The 20,947-nt window shown below is 69.9% G+C and carries 20 protein-coding genes and 1 pseudogene; 12 read left to right on the forward strand and 9 right to left on the reverse strand.

Annotation, left to right across the window (positions count from 1 at the left end; all coding sequences use genetic code 11):
* Window positions 1–7 precede the first annotated feature (7 nt).
* A pseudogene (locus F4X11_09085) lies at window positions 8–91 on the reverse strand (single-stranded DNA-binding protein).
* Window positions 92–124: 33 nt separating this feature from the next.
* Between F4X11_09085 and F4X11_09090 the strand changes: the two are divergent.
* On the forward strand, window positions 125–1,513 hold the full coding sequence (locus F4X11_09090) for an ankyrin repeat domain-containing protein (protein ID MYN65168.1): 1,389 nt from the start codon (window positions 125–127) through the stop codon (window positions 1,511–1,513).
* 44 nt (window positions 1,514–1,557) lie between these two features.
* Here the strand turns inward: F4X11_09090 and F4X11_09095 are convergent, their stop codons facing one another.
* From F4X11_09095 to F4X11_09110, 4 genes are all read right to left on the reverse strand, one after another.
* On the reverse strand, window positions 1,558–2,277 hold the full coding sequence (locus tag F4X11_09095) for a tetratricopeptide repeat protein (protein MYN65169.1): 720 nt from the start codon (window positions 2,275–2,277) through the stop codon (window positions 1,558–1,560).
* Window positions 2,278–2,363: 86 nt separating this feature from the next.
* Window positions 2,364–3,110 carry a sulfite exporter TauE/SafE family protein gene (locus F4X11_09100; GenBank protein MYN65170.1) on the reverse strand — a complete coding sequence of 249 codons (747 nt, stop codon included), beginning with the start codon at window positions 3,108–3,110 and terminating at the stop codon, window positions 2,364–2,366.
* A gap of 151 nt (window positions 3,111–3,261) precedes the next feature.
* Window positions 3,262–3,996, reverse strand: a complete 735-nt coding sequence (locus F4X11_09105) for a Uma2 family endonuclease (GenBank protein ID MYN65171.1) — start codon at window positions 3,994–3,996, stop codon at window positions 3,262–3,264.
* Between the two features lie 20 nt (window positions 3,997–4,016).
* Window positions 4,017–5,336, reverse strand: a complete 1,320-nt coding sequence (locus F4X11_09110; GenBank protein ID MYN65172.1) for a DUF4340 domain-containing protein — start codon at window positions 5,334–5,336, stop codon at window positions 4,017–4,019.
* A gap of 246 nt (window positions 5,337–5,582) precedes the next feature.
* Here F4X11_09110 and F4X11_09115 point away from each other — a divergent pair, with 246 nt between their 5' ends.
* Genes F4X11_09115 through F4X11_09155 form a run of 9 tightly spaced genes read left to right on the forward strand, consistent with a single transcriptional unit; the run spans window position 5,583 to window position 15,159 of the window.
* Window positions 5,583–6,572, forward strand: coding sequence for a MoxR family ATPase (locus F4X11_09115; GenBank protein MYN65173.1), 990 nt, complete (start codon window positions 5,583–5,585; stop codon window positions 6,570–6,572).
* A gap of 8 nt (window positions 6,573–6,580) precedes the next feature.
* Entirely contained in the window at window positions 6,581–7,459 is an 879-nt protein-coding gene (locus tag F4X11_09120) for a DUF58 domain-containing protein (protein MYN65174.1), read from the forward strand.
* Window positions 7,456–8,469, forward strand: coding sequence for a hypothetical protein (locus F4X11_09125; GenBank protein MYN65175.1), 1,014 nt, complete (start codon window positions 7,456–7,458; stop codon window positions 8,467–8,469). The genes F4X11_09120 and F4X11_09125 overlap by 4 nt, the downstream gene beginning before the upstream one ends.
* Window positions 8,466–9,458 (forward strand): VWA domain-containing protein, encoded by a 993-nt coding sequence (locus tag F4X11_09130; protein MYN65176.1) that lies wholly within the window; start codon window positions 8,466–8,468, stop codon window positions 9,456–9,458. The genes F4X11_09125 and F4X11_09130 overlap by 4 nt, the downstream gene beginning before the upstream one ends.
* A 29-nt stretch (window positions 9,459–9,487) precedes the next feature.
* A complete protein-coding gene (locus F4X11_09135; GenBank protein MYN65177.1) occupies window positions 9,488–10,522 on the forward strand; it encodes a VWA domain-containing protein in 1,035 nt (344 codons plus the stop codon).
* Window positions 10,522–11,328, forward strand: a complete 807-nt coding sequence (locus F4X11_09140; protein MYN65178.1) for a tetratricopeptide repeat protein — start codon at window positions 10,522–10,524, stop codon at window positions 11,326–11,328. Before F4X11_09135 ends, F4X11_09140 begins: the two co-directional genes overlap by 1 nt.
* The gene (locus F4X11_09145) at window positions 11,322–13,190 is read left to right on the forward strand and encodes a protein BatD (GenBank protein ID MYN65179.1); all 1,869 of its coding nucleotides are present in this window, start codon (window positions 11,322–11,324) and stop codon (window positions 13,188–13,190) included. The genes F4X11_09140 and F4X11_09145 overlap by 7 nt, the downstream gene beginning before the upstream one ends.
* A complete protein-coding gene (locus tag F4X11_09150; GenBank protein MYN65180.1) occupies window positions 13,187–13,960 on the forward strand; it encodes a tetratricopeptide repeat protein in 774 nt (257 codons plus the stop codon). The genes F4X11_09145 and F4X11_09150 overlap by 4 nt, the downstream gene beginning before the upstream one ends.
* A 29-nt stretch (window positions 13,961–13,989) precedes the next feature.
* Window positions 13,990–15,159: a trypsin-like serine protease gene (locus F4X11_09155; protein ID MYN65181.1), complete on the forward strand. Its 1,170-nt coding sequence runs from the start codon at window positions 13,990–13,992 to the stop codon at window positions 15,157–15,159.
* 19 nt (window positions 15,160–15,178) lie between these two features.
* Here the strand turns inward: F4X11_09155 and F4X11_09160 are convergent, their stop codons facing one another.
* Window positions 15,179–15,715 (reverse strand): MarR family transcriptional regulator, encoded by a 537-nt coding sequence (locus F4X11_09160; GenBank protein ID MYN65182.1) that lies wholly within the window; start codon window positions 15,713–15,715, stop codon window positions 15,179–15,181.
* Window positions 15,716–15,825: 110 nt separating this feature from the next.
* Here F4X11_09160 and F4X11_09165 point away from each other — a divergent pair, with 110 nt between their 5' ends.
* Window positions 15,826–16,464, forward strand: coding sequence for a hypothetical protein (locus tag F4X11_09165; GenBank protein ID MYN65183.1), 639 nt, complete (start codon window positions 15,826–15,828; stop codon window positions 16,462–16,464).
* Between the two features lie 120 nt (window positions 16,465–16,584).
* On the opposite strand, the gene F4X11_09170 is transcribed toward F4X11_09165, so the two are convergent.
* Window positions 16,585–17,364 (reverse strand): hypothetical protein, encoded by a 780-nt coding sequence (locus F4X11_09170; GenBank protein ID MYN65184.1) that lies wholly within the window; start codon window positions 17,362–17,364, stop codon window positions 16,585–16,587.
* A 157-nt stretch (window positions 17,365–17,521) separates the two neighbouring features.
* On the opposite strand from F4X11_09170, the gene F4X11_09175 reads away from it, so the two are divergent.
* Window positions 17,522–18,679 carry an ATP-binding protein gene (locus F4X11_09175; GenBank protein MYN65185.1) on the forward strand — a complete coding sequence of 386 codons (1,158 nt, stop codon included), beginning with the start codon at window positions 17,522–17,524 and terminating at the stop codon, window positions 18,677–18,679.
* Window positions 18,680–18,771: 92 nt separating this feature from the next.
* Here F4X11_09175 and F4X11_09180 read toward each other — a convergent pair whose 3' ends face one another.
* Window positions 18,772–19,569 carry a hypothetical protein gene (locus F4X11_09180; GenBank protein ID MYN65186.1) on the reverse strand — a complete coding sequence of 266 codons (798 nt, stop codon included), beginning with the start codon at window positions 19,567–19,569 and terminating at the stop codon, window positions 18,772–18,774.
* Window positions 19,570–19,777: 208 nt separating this feature from the next.
* Entirely contained in the window at window positions 19,778–20,887 is a 1,110-nt protein-coding gene (ald, locus tag F4X11_09185; GenBank protein MYN65187.1) for an alanine dehydrogenase, read from the reverse strand.
* Window positions 20,888–20,947 lie beyond the last annotated feature (60 nt).

Genomic DNA, 20,947 nt, shown 5'->3' on the forward strand with positions numbered 1-20,947 from the left:
ACTACCACCCCCCCCCCCTCCCCCCCCCCCCCCCCGGCCCGCGCCGCCGCGCGCCGGCGCCCGCCCGCCCGGCTCCCCGCCCCCGCCCCCCCGCGGGGGGCGGGGGGGGGGGGCTCTCGCGGTCGTGGCCGCGTTCGCCTCGGCGCTGTTGCTGGCCCCGTCAGGGGCGCTGGCACAGGCGGGTGAGTCGGCCCCGGCGGAGACTCGTGTCGCCGTCGGCGATGGGGGCGTGATCGATGCGGCCAGGGCGGGCGACGCCGCCCGCGTCCGGGCGTTGCTGGAAGCCGGCGCCGATGCGGGCGCGGCCGAGTTGGACGGCTCGACCGCACTGCTCTGGGCGAGCCACCGCGACGACCGCGAGAGCGTACGCCTCCTCATCGACGCCGGCGCCGATGTCAGCGCGGCGAACGATCTGGGTGCGACCCCGGTCTGGGCGGCCAGCGAGAACCGGAGCACCGCCGTGGTGCGGATGTTGCTGGAAGCGGGCGCCGACCCGAACCGCGAGCTCCTGAGCGGCGAGACGCCGATCATGGTGGCGGCCCGCGCCGGGAGCACCGAGGTGGTTCGGCAGCTCGCGGCCGCCGGCGCCGATCTCGACCGGCAGGGCTCGCGCGGACAGACGGCCCTGATGTGGGCTGCGGCACAGGGGCATCCCGACGTCGTCGAGGCGCTGCTCGGGGCCGGTGCGGACCTGGGCGTGCGCTCGGACGTCTGGACGCAGGTCATGGCGGTGCCCCCGCACAGCCGGCCGGAGTACAACCGCGAGATTCCCCACGGCGGCAACACCGCGCTGCTGTTCGCCGTCCGCGCCGGCGATCTGGCGTCTGCGCGCGTCCTGGTCGAGGCGGGAGCGGACGTCGACGACGCCGACGCCTGGGGGGTCGGTGCGGTCGTGCTGGCAGCCCACGGCGGCCACCGCGAGCTGTTGGAGTTCCTCCTCGAGAACGGTGCCGACCCGAACGCCGCCGCTGCGGGCTTCGCGGCGCTGCACGACGCGGTGATGCGCAACGACAGCCGGATGGTCGCGGCGCTCCTCGCACATGGAGCCGACCCCAACCAGCGCCTACTGACCTGGACGCCGACGCGGCGCGCGTCACGCGACCATCACTACCCGCCGCCGCTCGTCGGCGCCAGCCCCTTCTGGCTCGCCGCCCGGTTCGCGCGCATCGACCTGATGCGCCTGCTCGCGGATCACGGCGCCGACCCGCACTTCGTGCACGAGGTCGACTACATCGTCGACGGCCGCATGCAGTGGCAGACGGAGCGCACCACGGCCCTGATGGCTGCCTTCGGGATGGGCGGCCGCCGCGCCCGGCCCTGGGTGCCGTACGGCGGTGCTCCCACGGCGGAATTGCGAACCCTCGAAGCGGTCATGCTCGCCGTCGATCTCGGCATCGACGTCAACGCGGTCGACGCCGCCGGCCGCACCGTGCTCGACGAGGCCGAGGCGCTTCAGTACGAGAGCGTCGTCGAGTATCTCGTCGAGGTCGGCGCCGAGCCCGGGGTGAACTGAGTTCGGCGACGGTTGTTCCTAAAGCAAATCCAGCCAGCGAAAGACTACGGCGTGGCGCGGATGCGCCGCGCGCGCGCTTCGAGCGGGCCCGCCTCGACCCCCCGGTTGGTCGCCCGCAGCAGCTCCGCGTATTCCTCCAGTATCTCGGCCAGCCGCACGTTGTCCGGTTCCAGTGCGAGATCCAGGACGGCCAGGGCCCGCTCGAAGAGCGGCTCGGCCTCCGCGTGCAGGCCCTGGCGGTGGTAGACGGAGGCCAGAGAGGCGAAGTGGGCGGCCAGGTCGGGGTGCGCCCACCCGAGCGCCGGCTCCATGATCGCTACGGCGCGCTCGTAGCGCGGCTCGGCCTCGGTGTAGATCCCCTGCGCCGCATAGAACGCGGCGACCGTCGCGAGGTGAGCGGCCAGATCGAGGTGCTCCGGACCGAGTGCCGCCTCGATGACCTCGGTAGCCTGTCGGTAGAGCACCTCGACCTCCGAATGGCGCTGTTCCGCGATGCAGATCTCCGCGAGGTCGTTCAGCGTCATGGCTCGCCGCAGGTCATCCGGGGGAAAGGTCGCCGCCTGGTCGGCCGCCACGAGAAGCAGCTCCTCGGCCTCGCGGTAGCGGCCGTCCTGGCGGGCGTGGTAGGCGGCCTCCATGTAGTCCTCCCATTGCAGTCCGCGGCAGGCGGCCGGGCCGAGGCAGACAACGAGCAGGACGAGAACGAAGATTGGCGGCCGGTGCCGCCGTGGGTGCGCGATGGCGCCCGGCGTGGAGTCGATCATCCAACAGCGATTATAGGTAGCCAGGGCGGACAGCACGGCGCGTTTGCACTGGCCGGCGATCCGGAGTTGGTCTATCTCGACGAGCTTCAGGCGCCCGTTGCGTCGTACAACAGCTTGACCCCGATCACGAACAGCGACGCGTGAACGACGCGGAAGAAGAGCTCGTCGTCCACCCGGTCGTGCAGATAGCGGCCGAGGAAAACGCCCACCGGCGCCAACGGCAAGAGAACCAGCGACGTCAGCAGGTTGTCCGTCGTCCACTGGCCGAGCCAGTAGTACGGACCCACCTTCGACCAGTTGACCACGAAGAAGAACATCACGCTGGTGGCCTGGAACGTCGTCCGGTGCATGCGCTGCGGCAGCAGGAACGCCTGCAGCGGCGGCCCGCCGGCGTGGATCGAGAAGCTGGTGAACCCGGCCGTGGCGCCCCAGAACACGCCGGGGCCGGTCCGCGGTGGACGGCTACGGTCGCCGGGGCGGCGGCGGAAGTACTGGATCGCGTAGACGAGCGCGACGACGGCGACCAGGACGCGAAGACCGTCGGCGGAGATCGCGCGGGCGGTCACGAAGCCGAGAAGCGTGCCCAGCATCGCGGCCGGCAGCAGGATCCTGAGGTTGCGCCAGTCCCACCGGCCCCAGTAGGCGCGCATCGCCAGGACGTCCATCACCATCAGGATCGGCAGCATCACGGCGGCCGCCTGGAAGGGGCTGACGACCATGGCCATCAGCGGCACGCCGACGACGGCGATGCCCCCGCCGAAGCCGCCCTTGGCCATGCCGACGATGAGCACGGCGACGGTGGCGGCGAGATAGAAGTACGGATCGACGATCATTGTGGGGAAGCGTACCCGACATCGGCCGTCTGGCCGATCAGCCAGTCGTCGAATCGAGCGGACCCCTTGCCGACGCAGGTCGGGAGCGGTGATGCAGGATGTCGGCCTGGAGCAGAGGGTGCCTGGGGACAGTGAGGGAGCGCCCGGGGGCCTACGACGCGGCCGCCATGCGCTTGACGAACGCGGCATGCTCGTCGGTGTCGAGACCGCGCCGCAGCTCGGCGAGCACGGTCGCGACGTTACCGGCCAACAGCGCCTTTGCGGCGAGCCGCAGGCCGGGGAAGACGGTGCTGTGGAGAACCCCGTCCGTGTCGGGCTCCAGCCGGCGGTACTCGTCGTCCGCCAGCACGAACCAGTCGATCCGCCGGTCGTGGACGCGCCAGACGACGTACTCCCGGACCCCGTTGCGGCGGTATACCCGCAGCTTGTCGTGCAGGTCGTACGTCGCGCTGCTGGCTGCTATCTCGACGATCAGCTCCGGCGCCCCGTCGAGGTAGTCGTCGTCGCTGACTTGCGACTGGCCGCCGGCCTGCGGCTCGATGCGCAGCAGGACGTCCGGCTGGGGCTCGTTGTCGAGGTCGAGACGCACCGTGGCGTTGTCTGCCACCCGAACTCTCGGTGTGTGGGCGCAGTAGTTTCCGAGCCAGGTCAGAGCCACGGAGTGCGGCTCCGCGTGGCTGGTGAGACGAACGGCGGCTGACACGTAGACGACTCCTTCGATCAACTCCGCCTTCTTGATGTCGGGCCGCGTCGCGTACCGCCGCTCGAACTCCCGCCGGGTGAGCCGGTCGCCGTTCTCCAGGGAAAGTCGGTGCACCGCGGCCGGCGCATTGCTCTCGTCCGTGGCGAGCGGAGCGGATTCCGCTGGAGCGGCCTGGACTGTCATGTGGAGCGGCCCCTGAATTCCTACGCGCCCGCTGCGTCCACTTCCTCGATTTCCTTCAGGAAGTCCTCGCGCGGCTTGTGGATGCGGTCGTAGCTGCTGGCCGCGACGACGTAGTACCAGCGGGAGAAGCGCGCAGCCAGTCGTTCCGCCTTCTCGCGCCCCTCGGCGACCCGCCGTTCCCACGAGGCGTGCGCATCGGCGTCCGCTGCGTCCGGCTCGGGAAGGGCCGCCTCGTCGAACGCCGCGGTGATGAACACGTAGCGGTTCTCGCCCGGTCCGGCCTCCTCGTCGTCGCTCTCGTCGCTGCCGAGCAGGATGGCGTCGCCCCGGCCGTAGACGATCTCGCCGAAGCGCAGCGTGTACAGCACGCCCTCGGTGGTGCGCACGAGCAGCTCGCCCTCGTTGGAGAGCAGGCCCCCCTCGGCGGTGGGGTAGAAGCCCTTGTTGATCAGGTCGATGATGTCGGTCTGGCCGATGCGGCCGGCCATGGCGGCGTCGCGCAGGTTGCCGGTCATCCCCGCCGGCTTGGGGCGGACGCCGGCGATGCGCATGCCGATGATCGCGCCGACGAGGCGGTTGACCTCGACGAAGTCGACCTCCTGGTCCTCCGTGACCCCGGAGCCGTTCCACGTCGTGTCGTCGACCTTGTCCAGCGTGAACTCGCTGGGCGGCGAGGCCCGGCGGGTGACCTCGTCGACGGTGTACTCGTTCAGCACGATGTGGTCCACCTGGTCGCGCTCCACCTCCAGCAGGTTGCGCTCGATCCAGTCCTCGAAGCGGGTGGAGATGTCGGCCTCGAAGCGGGCGGTGTAGACCCGTTTCTGCTCGGGGATTCGCACGAAGCGCAGTCCGGGCCGGTTCGGGACCCGGTTGCCGACGATCAGGTCGGCGAGGATCTCGGTGTTGGTGTCCCGGACGGTCACCCGGGTGCCGCGGCCCACCAGGCTGGAGGTGGTCAGATCGGAGGGCTCGATGACTCCGAGCGCCTCGTGGTCGGCGACGTTGTCCGAGCGGAAGTCCTCCTTGACCAGGCTGATGATGTCCGCCGCGATGTTGGACAGCCGCTCGGCGCCGTCGGCCTGGTAGTCGTGGTGCGACGGGATGGTCCACAACCCGCCCTGGTTGGTCACCTGGAACGGGGTGGCCGAGGCGGTATCCTCGTCGAATTCCATCACCTCCAGCGACGCGGCCGCGTCCGGGTCGGCGAACTCGGGGAAGAACGCCTCGCCGACGTCGAAGAAGAGATCGGGAGCCGCCCGGCGCGGGGCGCTGGCGAACGCCACGACGCCGAGGACGAGGGCGACGCCGACGAAGATGGCCGTCTTGTTGAGTTCGTTCATGATCTTGTCCCGGATCTTACTCTCTGCGGCGCGAGAGCCCGCTTCCGCTCCTGCCGTCGACTCCGGTTCGCTCCGCGCGACGTCGAGAGGTACCACGCGCCATGACTCTGTGTCAAGATTCTTGATCGCAAGCGACATTCAGGGCATATTCGACGGAGGCGCGGCGGGTCCCGGCAGGGTGCACCGCCGGTCGAACGCCGCGGGGACCTGCGCCCCGGGCTGCTCCGTTACGATCGGATACGCGACATGCACCACGACATCGAAGCGATACAGGAGAAGATCCACCAGGAGAGCGCCTTCGTCGAGCGGTTGCTCGGCGAGGTCGGACGGGTCATCGTCGGGCAGCGGGCCATGGTGGAGCGGCTCGTCATCGGCCTGCTGGCCGACGGGCACGTCCTGATGGAGGGGGTGCCGGGGCTGGCCAAGACCCTGACCGTCAGGACCCTGGCGCGAGCCATCGACACGACGTTCCGGCGGATCCAGTTCACGCCCGACCTGCTGCCCGCCGACTTGATCGGGACCCTGATCTACGACCCGCAGCACTCGGCATTCCGGACGAAGAAGGGGCCCATCTTCTCGAACCTGATCCTCGCCGACGAGATCAACCGCTCGCCCGCCAAGGTGCAGTCGGCGCTGCTCGAGGCCATGGCGGAGCGGACGGTGACGATCGGCGACACGACGTATCCGCTCGAGCAGCCGTTTCTGGTGCTCGCCACCCAGAACCCGATCGAGCAGGAGGGGACGTATCCGCTGCCCGAGGCGCAGGTCGACCGGTTCATGTTCAAGGTCGTCGTCGGGTACCCGGGGAGGGACGACGAGATCGAGGTTATGCGCCGGATGGCCACCGGCGACGAGGCGAAAATCGAGCCCGTCGTTCATCCCGACGACATCCGCCGCGCGCGGTCCGCGGTGGAGATGATCTACATGGACCCGCAGGTGGAGCGCTACATCGTCGATCTGGTGTTCGCCACCCGCGAGCCGGCGGGCTGCGGCCTGCAGGACCTGGGCCAGCTCATCGCGTTCGGCGCCTCGCCGCGCGCCACGATCAACCTGGCCCGGGCGGCGCGGGCCCATGCGTTCCTCCGCCGGCGCGGCTACGTGACGCCGGAGGACGTCCGCTCCATCGGCCTCGACGTGCTTCGCCACCGGGTGCTGCTCACCTACGAGGCGGAGGCCGAGGAGGTGTCCGCGGACGACGTCGTCAACCGCGTGCTGGGCAAGGTGGAAGTGCCGTAGATCGGGTCATGATTCCGCGCGAGGTCCTCAGGCAGGTGCGGCGGGTGGAGATCGCGACGCGCGGTCTGGTGAACGACGTGTTCTCCGGGGAGTACCACTCCGTCTTCAAGGGCCGCGGAATGAGCTTCGCCGAAGTGCGCGAGTACCAGTACGGTGACGACATCCGCAGCATCGACTGGAACGTCACCGCGCGCACCGGCGCCCCGTTCGTGAAGGTGTTCGAGGAGGAGCGCGAGCTGACCGTCGTGCTGCTGGTGGACGTGAGCGGCTCGGGAGACTTCGGCTCGGGCGGGCGCATGAAGGAAGAGGTGGCGGCGGAGATCTGCGCGATCCTCGCGTTCAGCGCGATCAAGAACAACGACAAGGTGGGATTGATCCTGTTCAGCGACCGCATCGAGAAGTTCGTCCCGCCGCGCAAGGGCCGGCGGCACGTGCTGCGGGTGCTGCGCGAGCTGATCTACACGCGGGCGGAGGGGCGGGGCACCGACGTCGGCGGTGCGCTGGAATACCTCGCGCGGGTGGTCTCGCGCCGCGCCGTGGTGTTCGTGGTCTCCGACTTCCTTGCCGGGGGCCACCACCAGGCGCTGGCCGTCGCAGCGCGTCGGCACGACCTGGTCGCCATCCGCATCGGAGACCGGCGGGAGGCCGAGCTGCCCGACATCGGCCTGGTCGACTTCGAGGACGCCGAGACGGGAGCGCGGCTGACCGTGAACCTGTCGGATCGGGCGTTCCGGGAGGCATTCGCGGCCGACGCGCGGTCGGCCGAGGAGGGGCGCACGCAGCTCTTCCGGCGGACCGGGGTCGACGTGATCGAGGTGGCCGCGGACCGTCCCTACATCGAGCGGTTGATGCGATTCTTCCGCGAGCGGGCGAGGCGGTTCCGATGAGGCCGCGCTCGACGGCCGCCGCGTGGCTACTCGCCGGCGTGTCCGTCGTCCCGGCGGCGCTGTCGGTCGGTCTTGCGCCAGGCGCCGCGGTTGCCGGGCAGAGCGGGAGGCCCGCGGTCAGCACCACGCTGGCGCCGGCGCAGATCGCGGTGGGGGACCGCGTACGGCTCACCATCGAGGTCGAGCACGAGGCCGACGGGGCCGTGGTCTGGCCGGAGCTGGAGAGCCTGGGGCCGTTCGAGGTGCTGGAGCGGCGCGTGGCCGCACCGGCAGTCGAGGGCGACCGCGCGATAGCGAGCGCGGAACTGATCCTCACCGCGTTCGAGCTGGGCGACCTGGAAGTGCCCGCGGTCGGGATCGAGGTGCTCGACGCGAACGGCAGCGCGACGAATCTGGAGACGGAGTCCCGGACGGTCACCGTGGTGAGCGTCGGCCTCGACGAGGGCGGCGACATCCGCGCCATCAAGGGACCTCTCGACATTCCCTTGAGCGTGCTGACCCTCCTGCCGTGGCTGGCCGGGATTCTGCTGCTGGCGGGCGGGCTGTACTGGCTCTGGCGGCGGAGCCGCCGGCGTGCGCCGGGCAGCATCCTCGCGCCGGCCGAGCCGCCGCGTCCCGCGCACGAGACGGCCTACGAAGCATTTCGTACCCTGGAGGCCGAGCGCCTGCCCGACAGGGGAGAGATCAAGGTCTTCCACATCCGGGCGTCCGACATCGTCCGGGCGTACGTCGAGGGACGCTTCGGCATGGACGCGCTGGAAATGACGACCGGCGAGGTGCTCGACGGGCTGCGCGGCCAGGAGGTGGACGACGAGGTGTTGCTCGATTTCCGGCGGCTGCTCCAAGGTTGCGATCTCGTGAAGTTCGCCAAGCACCGGCCGGCCCTCGAACGTTGCCGCGAGGTGATCCCGCTGGGGCGGAGTCTGGTGGATCGGACGCGGGTGGTGGCCTCGTCGGCGGAGGCCGCGCCGGACGCGGCACCGGCGCCCGCGGAGGCGGGCACGGCATGATCGACCGGTTCGTGGACCCGCACTACCTGCTGCTCCTGTTGCTGTTGCCGCCGCTCGCCTGGTGGTACGCCACCCGCGCGGAGCGCTCGCTCGGCGCCGTGCGGTACCCGGTGGTCGACCGGCTGGTGCGTGCGGACCGGCGCCGCACCGGGCGCTGGCGGCACGTGCCCTTCGGGTTGCGCATCCTGGCGCTGGCGCTGCTGCTGATCGCGTTCGCCCGCCCGCAGACCGGGGTGACGGCCGAGAACGTCGCCACCGACGGCATCGACATCGTGCTGGTGCTGGACCTGTCGAGTTCCATGCTGGCCGAGGACCTGGAGCCGAACCGCATCGGGGCGGCCCGGGAGGCGGCCGCGAGCTTCGTGCGGCGGCGGTCGAACGATCGCATCGGGCTGGTCGTCTTCGCCGGCGAGGCGTTCACGCAGGCGCCGCTCACCCTCGACCACCGCGTGGTGACCACGCTGATCGAGGAGCTGGAGGTAGGCGTCATCGAGGACGGCACGGCGATCGGCATGGGGCTGGCCACCGCCGTCAAGCGGCTCGACGATTCGAGCGCCGAATCGAAGGTCGTCGTGCTGCTCACCGACGGCCGGAACAACCGGGGCTCGATCGATCCGCCGACGGCGGCCCAGATGGCCCAGGCGCTGGGAGTACGCATCTATGCCGTCGGGGCGGGCACGCGCGGCGCGGCGCCCATACCGGTGGACGATCCGCTGTTCGGCCGCCGCACCGTCCAGGTGCAGGTCGACATCGACGACGAGGCGCTCGAGGGGATCGCATCGCTGACCGGCGGCCGCTACTTTCGGGCGACCGACCGGGAGAGCCTGGAGCGCGTCTATGAGGAAATAGACGCCCTGGAGACGACCGCGATCGAGATGACCTCGTTCACGCGCTACGGCGAGCTGTTCCACCTGCCGCTCGGCGCCGGGCTCGGGCTGCTGCTGCTGGAGGCGGCGCTCGGCCGGACCGTGCTGAGGCGCTTGCCGTAAGCGTTCGGGGAAGGGAAAGAGGCGAGCCGATGTTCCGTTTCGGGTTCGAGGGCCTGCTCTACGCGTACCTGCTACTGCCGGCGCTGGCGGCGCTGGAGTGGTGGGCGGCCGCGCGGCGGCGGCGCGCGCTCGATCGGTTCGGTGAGCGCGGGCGGATCGACCGGCTGACCGCCGCGGTCAGCCGCCGCGGCCGGGCGGCGCGTACGGCGCTGATGCTCGCGGCGGTGATGCTGCTGGTGACGGCGCTCGCCCGACCGCAGTTCGGCGACCGCGTCGAGACGGTGCGGCGCGAGGGGCAGGACGTGGTGGTGGCGCTCGATCTGTCGGCGTCGATGGAGGCCGAGGACGCCGCTCCCAACCGGCTCGCCGCGGCCAAGCTGGCCGTCGGCCGTCTGATCCAGCGGCTCGACGGGGACAGGATCGGATTGGTGGCGTTCGCCGGCGAGGCTTTCGTGCAGAGCCCCCTGACGCTGGACTACGCAGCGGCGGCGTTGTTCCTCAACGCGATGGAGCCGGGGCTGGTGCCGGTGCCGGGGACCGATCTCGGCCAGGCCCTGGAAGTGGCGCTCGACGGCTTCGGCGAGCTGGAAGGGCGGAGTCGTCAACTCGTGGTCATCACGGACGGGGAAGATCACGAGGGCGCGATCGACGCGGCCGTCGAACGCGCCGTGGACGAGGGCGTACAGGTCCACACCGTCGGCATGGGGTCGACCGAGGGCGTGCCGATTCCGAGCTTCGACGAGGCGGGCGAGCCGAACGGCTTCCTGCGGGACGCGGAGGGAAGCGTCGTCACGACGCGTCTCGACGACGCAACGCTGCGGCGGGTGGCGGACCGGACGGGCGGCGCCTATTATCACGCGGCGGCCGGTGCGGGGGCCGCGTTCGATCGGCTCGTGGAGGAGCTGACGGGCGGCGAGGGCGCGGAGATCGAGTCGCGCGAGGTGACCCGCTACGAGGAGCAGTACCAGATCTTTCTCGGCCTGGCACTGGTGTTGCTGCTGGCCGAGACGTTGGTTCCGGAGCGGCGTCGGGCCGCGGAGGCCTGGATCGGGAGGTTGCGCTGATGCGGGTGTCACCGGTCGTCGTGCTGGTGCTGGCCATGGTCAGCGTCGGGTTGCCGTCGTTCTCGGTGGCGCAGGCGGGACGGGCCGACGTGCAGGAGGGAAACCGTCTCTATCGCGAAGGCCGCTACGACGAGGCCCACGAGAAGTACCTCGATGGCCTGCGCGCCGCTCCGGACTCGCCGGTGATCCGCTTCAACGACGCCAACGCGCTGTACCAATCGGACGATTTCGGGAGGGCCGTCGACGCCTATCGCGGGGCTCTCGAGGCGGCCGACCCGGCGCTGCAGGCGCAGGCCTGGTACAACCTGGGGAACGCTCTCTACCGGCAGCGGCAGGTGGAGGGCGCGCGAGAGGCCTACAAGGAGGCGCTGCGGCGCAACCCCGGGGATACCGACGCGAAGCACAACCTGGAGGTGGCCCTGGAGCAGTTGCAGCAGCAGGAACAGCAGCAGCAACGACAGCAACAGCAGTCCGACGACTCCGAGGACCAGGACCAGCAGAATCAGGACCGGCAGCAATCGGGACAGGACGGACAGGAGCAGGCGTCCGAATCCCGGCAACCCCCGGAGCAGCCGCCGGAGGAGAACCCGGAGGATCAGCCGGGGCGGGACGGGCAGGAGGAGCGGCAGTCGAGCGGCGCGCAGCCCGAACCGGAAACCGGCGAGGGGGACGCGCAGCCGCAGCCCGGGCAGATGAGTCGTGAGGAGGCGGAGCGGCTGCTGCAGGCGATTACCGAGGATCCCGGCCGGATTCAGCGGCAGCGACGGTCCGCCGATCCCGGCCGGCGCACGCGACGACCGTGGTGAAGACGATGCAGGTGAAGGGGACCCCTGCGTGCATCCTGACCGGGAGCGTCCTGGTTCTGCTGGTGCTCGGGGCGGCCGCTTCCACGGCGGCCCAGGGGGTGGAGGTCCGCGCCTACCTCGACCGTGCCGAGGTGGACGTAGACGGCCGGTTCACGCTGAACGTCGAGGTTTCGGGGGCGGGGCGGCCGAACGAGGAGCCGCGTCTGCCGGACTTGTCCGACTTCGCGGCCTACGAGGGCGTGGGCACCCAGACGTCGATGCAGTTCGTGAACGGCCGTACGTCGACGTCGCTCACCTACCAGTACCGTTTCCGTGCGATTGCGGAAGGCACGCACCGGATCGGTCCGGTGCGGGTGCGGGCCGGCGGAGAGGACCACGCGACCGAGCCGCTCGCCATCCGGGTGACGCCCGCCGGAACGGCCTCCGCGCAGAGCGCGCCGGACGCGTCGCGGAACGGCGTGGACATCGGGCCCGAGGATCTGTTCGTCGAGGCTTCGGTGAGCACTCGGGGGCCGTGGGTGAACGAGTCGGTGCTCGTCGAGTACCGGTTGTTCACGCGGGTGGACGTCGAATCGTACGGCATCACGCGGCTACCCGCCACGACCGGCTTCTGGGTCGAGGAGATTGCCGTCCCGCGGGCGCCGCGCGTGGAGCAGGCGGTACGGGGCGGGGTGCAGTATGCGACCACCGTCGTACGCCGCGCGGCGCTGTTTCCGACCGGCGCCGGCTCGCGCACCATCGAGCCGCTGGCGCTCGAGGCGCAGGTGCGGGTCCGTTCCCGCCGGTTCTTCAGCGATCCCTTCGGTTTCGGCGATCCCTTCGGCGGCGGGCTGTTCGGCCGCAGCGTGCCGGTGCCGGTGCAGTCCGAGGCGATCGAGATCGAGGTGCGGCCGCTGCCTCCCGCGGGCCGCCCGGACGCCTTCAGCGGCCTGGTCGGCAGCGTGGACGTCACGGCCTCGCTGGATCCGACGGCGGCGGCGACCAACGAGGCGCTCACCTTCCGGCTCGCCGTGCGCGGTGCAGGCAACCTGCGGGCGCTCACCGACCCCGAGGTGTCGTTTCCGCCGGATTTCGACGTGTATCCCCCGGATGTGAGCGAAGAGATCGACGCCGGCGCGGGCGGTGTGAGCGGGGTCAAGCGCTACGAGTACGTCCTGGTTCCCCGCGCTCCCGGCTCGCACGTCATTCCCGCCGTGGAGCTGCCCTACTTCGATGCGGCCGGCGGCCGTTACGCGGTTGCCGCGTCGAATCCCGTCGCGGTGGAGGTGACGGGCGACGCGGCGGCCGGCGGTCCGGCCCTCATCGGAAGTGGCAGGGCGCCGCTGGAGACGGCGCGTGAGGATATCCGGTTCATACGCGTCGCGACCTCGGCGTTCGTGCCGATCGACCGGCAACTGTTCGGGAGCGGCGTCTTCTGGATCCTGCTCCTGGTGCCGCTTCTCGGTTTCGCGGGCGCGCTCGCGCTGCGCCGCCACCGCGACCGTCTGGAGGGGAACGTCGCTTACGCCCGCCGGCGGCGGGCGTCGCGCACGGCGCGCTCGCGGCTGGCCCAGGCCCGGACGCTCCGCGCTCCGGAGCAGCACCAGGCGTTCGTCGCCGGTATCAGCCAGGCGCTGCTCGGCTTTCTGGGCGACTCGCTGAACGTCGCCGAGGCCGGGCTGGTGCGCGACGACATCCGGCGTGCGCTGGCGGCGCGCGGCGTGCCCGACGACGTCGTCGAGCGCTACCTGGCGTGTCTCGACAAGTGCGACCAGCGGCGGTTCGCGCCGCCGGCGGCGGGGGACGACGGCGACGGCGCGGCGGCCGCCCTGCTCGCAGAAGCCGAGCGGGCGATGACCGCGTTGGGGGAAGCGCTGCGATGACGAGGCGCATCGAGCTCTCGCGCGCCGTCGGCGCGGCGCTGCTGCTCGTGGCCTGCTCGGCGCCGCTCGCGGCGCAGGAGGCGTTCTTCGAGGAGGGGAACCGTCTGTACCAGGAGGGTGACTTCGCCGGCGCGGTCGCGCTGTACGAGCGGATCCTGGAGACCGGGGTCGAGAGCGGCGAGTTGCACTACAACCTCGGCAATGCGTGGTTCCGCCTGGGCGAGATGGGCCCGGCCGTGCTCCACTACGAGCGCGCGAGGCGGATGATGCCGCGCGACGACGACCTGCGCGCGAACCTGGAGCTGGCGCGCTCGCTGACGGTGGACGAGATCACGCCGCTGCCGGGCTTCTGGTTGTTGCGCGTCGCCCGCTGGTGGATCGACCTGCTGTCCCGCCCGGTGCTGCTGGCCGTCGTGACGCTGACCTGGCTGACGGCGATGGGCGCGTTGATCGTCGCCGTCGCGGGGCGGGCCGAATCTCTCCTGGCCTGGTCGCGGCGTGTCGCGGCGGTGGCCGGAGGCTTGACGCTCGTCTTCGGCCTGAGCCTCATGGCGCGCGAGCTCGGCGTGGGCCGGCCCGACGAGGCGGTTATCATGGCGGCGGCGGCGGCGGTGCACAGCGCGCCGTCCGACGACCGGGAGTTGCTGATCTTCACCGTGCACGAGGGGACCCGCGTGCGGGTCGAGCGGCGCAGCGACGCGTGGGTCGAGATCGTCCTGGAGGACGGCAGGGTCGGATGGGTGCGCAGCGGCCAGCTCGTGCTCATCTGATCGAACGCCGGAAAGAAGGAGCCCGGACAATGAGAGACGCACGACCTCGCCCGCGCGCCGGCCGGCTCGTCCTGCCCTTCGCGGCATTGTCGATCCTGCCGGCGATCGTCGCGGCCGCCTGCGCGCCCGGCCCGCTTCCACCCCCGCCCGCGCATCGGATTGCCGCGCCGCTGCCTTCGGCCGGACAGCCGCAGCGGGCCCTGCCGCCGATCCCGGCCGATCTGCGGCCGGACGAGCGGGCGACGGTCGAGCTGTTCGAGCGCACCAGCCCGTCGGTGGTCTACATCACCACGCTCGCCAGGCGCACGGACTGGTTCGGGCGTCCCATGGGCGGCGAGGTGCCGCAGGGCACCGGGACCGGCTTCGTCTGGGACGATGACGGGCACGTGATCACCAATGCCCACGTGGTACGGGGCGCAGAGGCCGTCGAGGTCGTCATGTCCGACCAGACCACCTACGATGCCGAGTGGGTCGGCGGGTCGGCGTCCCACGATCTGGCCGTGCTGCGCATCGAGGCGCCGGCGCTGCGCCCCGTGACCATCGGCGCCAGCGACCGGTTGCGGGTGGGGCAGAGGGTCTATGCCATCGGCAACCCCTTCGGTCTGAGCGCAACGCTCACCACGGGAATCGTGTCGGCCCTCGGGCGGCGTATCGAAGGACTCGACGGGACGCCCATCGAGGACGTGATCCAGACCGACGCGGCAATCAACACGGGCAACTCGGGTGGACCGCTGCTGGACAGCGGGGGGCGCCTGATAGGCGTCAACACGCAGATCGCCAGCCCGTCGGGGGCGTCGGCGGGCGTCGGCTTCGCCGTGCCGGTCAACACGGTAAGTCGGGTCGTGCCGCAGATCATCGACACCGGCGAATACACGCCTCCCCGGCTCGGGATCAGGATGGACGGGCGTGGCTACCTGAGTCGCTACGTTCTCGGGCGGCTGCGCGCCAGCGGCGTGCTGGTGGTCGGGACGGAACGCGGCGGCGGCGCCGCGGCAGCCGGGTTGCGCGGCACGGAGCTGTCCCGCAACGGCCGGCAGGTCACGCAGGTCGGCGACGTCATCCAGGCCGTCGACGGCGAGCGGATCAGATCGCAGGGAGAATTGCGGGCCGTCCTCGACCGGTACAGTCCCGGCGACGACGTGACGGTGACGATCCTGCGCGACGGCGACACGCTCGACGTCGTCGTGCCCCTCTCCTAGAAGCGCGGTCCGGTTGCCGTCAGATTGCGGACTCCGCAGGCGGGATCGGCTTGCGCTTGGTATTGCGCGCCGAGAGCGAGTCGAGGAGCTTGCGCAACAGCGGCGCCAGCCGCGTGCGCTCCTCGGCGGTGAGGGCTTCCCGCAGCAGCTCCCCCTGGTTCCGCAGGTACGCCGCGGTCACGCGATCCACCAGCTCGCGGCCGCTTGTGGTGAGTTCCAGGAAGACGCCGCGCCGGTCGTCCGGGTTGGGCGCGCGCACCACCCAACCCGCGGCCTCGAGCCGGTCGATCCGGTTGGTCAATCCCCCCGACGTCACCATCAGCGGCTGCAGCAGGGTGCGCGGGGCGGCGCGGCTCTCGGGGGCGGTGCGGATGGCGGCGAGCAACTGGAACTCGACGTCGGTCAGGTTGTATTCCTGCAGCACCGCGGCGGCGTCCTCGTCGATCGCACGGGCCAGACGCGACAGGCGGGCGATGATCTGCAGCGACGAGGCGTCGAGGTCGGGGCGCTCGCGCTCCCAGCGCTCGATCATCACCTCGACCGGTCCGCGGTCCATGCACGGAGTGTAGCGTCATCTGTCTTTTGGTCAAGACTCTTGACACGGACACAGATGGACGGGAATACTTCGACGTCGACTGCGTCACTCTACTCATACCGAGGTGTCCGATGCCTGCACCCGCGACTCTCGTGAATCGCGTCGTCGTCCTCGCTCCGCTCCTGGCGTTCGCGATTGCTGCGCCGGCCCCGGCGGCTGCGCAGACCGATGACCTGGAGACCTTCCGGGGCACGACCACCGGCGCCGTGAGCACCGAAGGGGTGGAGTTGCGGATTAACGTCCTCCGCTGGACCGGCGACGAGGATCGGGGCACGGTCCTGTCGCTGATCACGCCGGCGGCCGGGCAGACCGCCGGGGAGGGTGAGGACCTCGAGAGCGCGTTGCAGGATCTGCCGACGGTGGGGTTCATCTGGACGGGCGGCAGCCTGGGCTACGCCCTGAAGTACGCGCACCGCACCGAGGACGACGATGGCGGCGAGCGCATCGTCCTGGTGACCGACCGCCCCCTCGGAAGGTGGGATCGCAACGGACCGTGGGCGGGCAGCGACGGCTCGGGTCCTGCGGCGGCCGCCTTCACCGTGGTCGAGTTGCACCTCGACGCGGAGGACCAGGGCGAAGGCAAGATGTCGGTAGGCGCGCCGATCGAATTCAATCCGCCGGCCGGAACCGTCGGGTTGGCCGACTACGCGTCGGCGGCGGTGCACCTGAGCAACGTCTACCGCGAGCCGCCGCCGTACTCGGCGCGGTGATCGACCGTCGGCCTTGGCCGATTTGCTCCGCACCGGTCCAACGTCTCTGCGTCGGGGGACCAGCGCCGGGTCGTTTGCCAGGGCCTCGGTCGGCCAGGCTGCGAAGAGCGGCGTGCCACTTCAACCGGTGCGCGCCGCGTACGGCGGCGCCTCGTCGCGTACGCGCACGCTGGCGCGCCGGCGGCGGCGCACGATGCGGGCGACGGCTGACGTCCACTCGTCGATTGTCACACTCAGGCGCACTCCATCCACGGCCTCGCAGATGTCGTCCGGCGTGAGGCCGCCGAGAACCTCGGAGGCCGCGAGTTCGCGCGGCATCGTCCCGGGCCGGAGGGCAAGGAACTCCACTCGCAGGTCGCGGGTGCCCTTGCGGCCGTGCAGCCGCCAGAGCTCGCGCACTCCCAAGTCTGCGTAGCGTCCGATCCTGCTCTCGTCGCCGTGCGTGATCTCGGCTTCGACCACGAGGTCGAGCGGAGTCCGTTCCAGGAAGGCGTCCGCCGCGGCTTCGCCCTCGGCGAGGGCGTTGCGGTATGCCCTCGCTCGCTCGCCGAGGTAGAAGGCGCAGTCCGGCTCCATTCCCGTGTCCGGCGGATCGTCGGGTGCACGGAGACGGGTATGCCGGAGATCTCTGGCGGCGCCGGTGATCGCGTTTCCCGCGGCGTCCACGATACGGGCGAGGATGTCGGTGAGATCCTCGTGCAGCCGCGAGGGCGTCATCAGGGTGATGAGCCCCCGTAGCGGATCGAGGCACACACGCGAGAACGACCGGTTCCAGTCGATGCCGGCGAGCGCGGCGATAGTTCCGGCGTCGGCGCGCAGCACGTGGATCGTGGACCCGAGCGGCCCGGTTTGCATCGTGTTCTCCCGGCCGGCCGCGACCCGTTCGTCATGCTCCGCCATGTGTTCACGATAGCACGCCGCGGAGGGGACGGAAGCCACCCGTGCGGTGGCTTTCGCAGCCCTCGTCCCCCGCCAGTGTCGGACACTGCGGGAAGGATTGATTCTGGATGCCCGCAGTGCTTAAACTGGAATCAGTATCTCCACTTTCCAACTCATAATGGAACTTATAGGTCGATTTCTTAAGGTTCCGAACCAGAGCTGCTTCTTGTTCGGCCCCCGTGGAACGGGGAAATCCACGTGGTTGCACGACCGAATCCCCGACGCCCTGTTCGTCGACCTGCTCGATCCATCGACTCACCGCAACCTGAGTGCCCGCCCCGAGCGCCTGCGAGAACTGCTCGCAGGCGCACCCGGAAGAGAGACGGTGGTCATCGACGAGATCCAGCGCGTGCCGGAGCTGCTCACGGTTGTTCATGCAGTCATGGAGGAGCCGTCGCCGCCGCGCTTCATCCTGACAGGATCGAGCGCCCGGAAGCTGCGACGCGGCGGCGTGGACCTGCTCGGTGGCCGGGCCGTTCAACGCACGCTGCATCCGTTCATGGCGGCCGAGCTGCCGGGATTCGACCTTCAGCGGGCATTGCGATTCGGCCTGGTACCCCTCGTGGTCGGCGCTTTCGATCCCGCGGAGGTCCTGGCCGGCTACGCGAGCCTGTACCTCGACCAGGAAGTGCGGGCGGAGGGCCTGACTCGCAACGTCGGGAGCTTCACCCGCTTTCTGGAGGCGATCAGCTTCTCCCACGGCGCGCAGCTCAACGCTTCGGCGGTCGCCCGCGAGTGCGAGGTCGAGCGGAAGGTCGTCGCCGGATACGTCGGCATTCTGGAGGACCTGCTGCTGGCGTTCCGGCTGCCGGTCTTCCGGAAACGGGCTAAGCGCGCGACCGTGAGGCACGACAAGCTCTACCTGTTCGACGCTGGCGTGTTCCGGTCGCTGCGCCCGAAGGGGCCGCTGGACCGTCCCGAGGAGATCGACGGGCAGGCGCTGGAAGGACTGGTGGCCCAGCATCTTCGGGCTTGGGTAGCGTATTCCGGACGCGACGCGAAGCTCTTCTTCTGGCGGACGCGGGCGGGTGCGGAGGTCGACTTCGTCGTCTATGGGGAAGCGGGCGTACAGGCGTTCGAGGTCAAGAACGCGGCCAGGGTGCATTCCACGGATCTGCGGTCGCTGCGGGCATTCCGCGACGACTACCCGGAGGCCGAGACCGCGGTGCTCTACCGCGGCCGAGAGCGTCTGCGGATCAACGGTGTCTGGTGTCTGCCGGTCGAGGAGTTCCTGCGGCGCGTGTTGCCGGATCGAGGGCTGCTGGCCTGGTTGTGATCTGTTTCGTTCGGTCGTCGCGCAGCGCTCGTCGGGTATGTGACCCAGTCGGTAATAGCCATTGAAGCTTCGGCGAGTCGAGCGTCGTGTGCTCATAAGGCCCGGTTCGCATCGACGTCGAAACCGGCAGTCTGGAGCTCCTTGACGAGCGTCAACTTCCACGCACCAGGCTCGTCCAACGTAATGTACACGACACCCGAGTAGTCGGAGGGAATGTCTACCTCGCCCTTGGTCAGCGCGCAGACTCCTTTCCGACCGAGCTTGCCTATGAAGTAGCCGAGTTCGAAGATCACGTTCTGTCTGGCTCGATGCGTCGGAAGTTCACCCTCAAGCGACCCGGTATCGTCAGGTGTCAGCAACGCAATGGCGAACTTGACGTGCGCATATTTCTCGAATTTCTCGATGATTGTCTGTCCGTGACTCGGCTGCTCGCCCAACACCACCGCTTCAAGTGTCAATTGCTCGAGAAATCTCGCCACGGTTTGCGTGGCACCGTCATCGCGGCCGTGAACAAGAAACACCTCATGGCCCATTACTAATCGTTCCTGCTGGCTCCGAGCAGGGGGCTTGGACTGATCATCGCTCGGCCAATATTCCGTGACTTCGTCAATCATCGATGCGAGGACAGAAGCAGCAGACACCAAGCCTTTGACATAAGCTTCATGAGTCTCGTGTAAGGATGCGGGAGCGAACATAACGCAATAGTTGATAGAAGTGAAGTCCTGAAGGTGGCGGGTGTCGTCGCCGAAGGTGTTCGTGATGGCTACCTCGGTGTTTCTTGTCCACCTGCTGAATCTGGGAGACTCAGCATTTAGTGCCTTCAAATCGGGGATTTCGTCCAGCGCTGCTTGGAGACGCTCGAGAGCCTTAACCTTGGTTGGTTTCACCATTCTGTGCTTCTTGGGATTCCGGCCACTTCGCCGCGATGGCGAACTCACCGTCCATTCGTCGGCGTCGTTCGGACAGTACCCTGGCCCGGCATTGGCGCTTCCTCAACGTGACCTGTTCAGTCCATCATTGTAGCCGCACGATGAACGCCGTAGTTGTTTTCGTACACAGTTGCCAGCAGAACGGTACGCGCACCGGCTGCTCAGGCCATCAGGTCTCAGTGAGGGAGACACAGCTCAGACCGTGGGCGGCGGCCACCGCCTCGTGCGTCACGTGCCCGTCGACGACGTTGACGCCCTTCGCGAGTGCCGGGTCGCGCGCGGCGGCGACGCGCCAGCCGCGGTCGGCGATCTCCAGTGCGTAGGCCATCGTGGCGTTGGTCAGGGCGTAGGTCGACGTATGGGGCACGGCGCCGGGCATATTCGAGACGCAGTAGTGGACCACGCCTTCCTCGACGTAGCGCGGGTCGTGGTGGGTGGTCGGCCGGCTGGTCTCGGCGCAGCCCCCCTGATCGACGGCGACATCGACGAGCGCCGATCCCGGTTCCATCTGCGCCAGGTGGGCGCGGGTGACGAGGCGCGGGGTGCGGGCGCCGGGGATGAGGACGGAGCAGAGGACCAGGTCGGCGGACGCCACCGCGCCCTCGATGTTGGCGGCGTTCGACATCAGCGTGGTGACGTGGCCCTGGACGACGTCCCGGACGTAGGCCAGGCGTAACGGATTGATGTCGATGATCGTGACGTCCGCCCCGAACCCGACGCCCACCACGCAGGCGTTGAGGCCGACGACGCCGGCCCCGATGATGGTCACGCGGCCGCGGCGGACGCCCGAGACCCCGGGCAGCAGGATGCCCTTGCCGCCGGAACGCATCTCCAGCGACGTGGCGCCGGCCTGGATCGACAGCCGCCCCGCGACCTCTGACATCGGCACGAGCAACGGGAGCGTCCCGTCGGCGAACTGCACCGTCTCGTAGCCGATTCCGACCACGCGGCGATCGAGCAGCCGGGTGGTCAACTCACGCGATGCGGCCAGATGGAGGTAGGTGAAGACGATCTGGCCGGGCCGCATCCGGTCGAACTCGGGATCGAGCGGTTCCTTCACCTTGAGGACGAGATCCGCGCGTTCCCATACCGCGTCCGGACCGTCGACCACGCCGGCGCCGGCGGCCTGGTAGGCCTGGTCGGGGATCGCGCTGCCGACCCCGGCTCCCGCCTCGATGACCACCTCGTGCCCGCGCGCCATGAACGCGGCGACGCCGGACGGGGTGATGGCGACGCGGTGCTCGTCCGCCTTGATCTCCGCAGGGATGCCGATGCGCATGCTACGAGACTACACCGTCGCGGCTCGGGCGGCGCCCGCTTCGCGCACGCGGATGGCGGC

The organism is Acidobacteriota bacterium (assembly GCA_009861545.1).
In the GTDB taxonomy this organism is placed as follows: Bacteria; Acidobacteriota; Vicinamibacteria; order Vicinamibacterales; family UBA8438; genus WTFV01.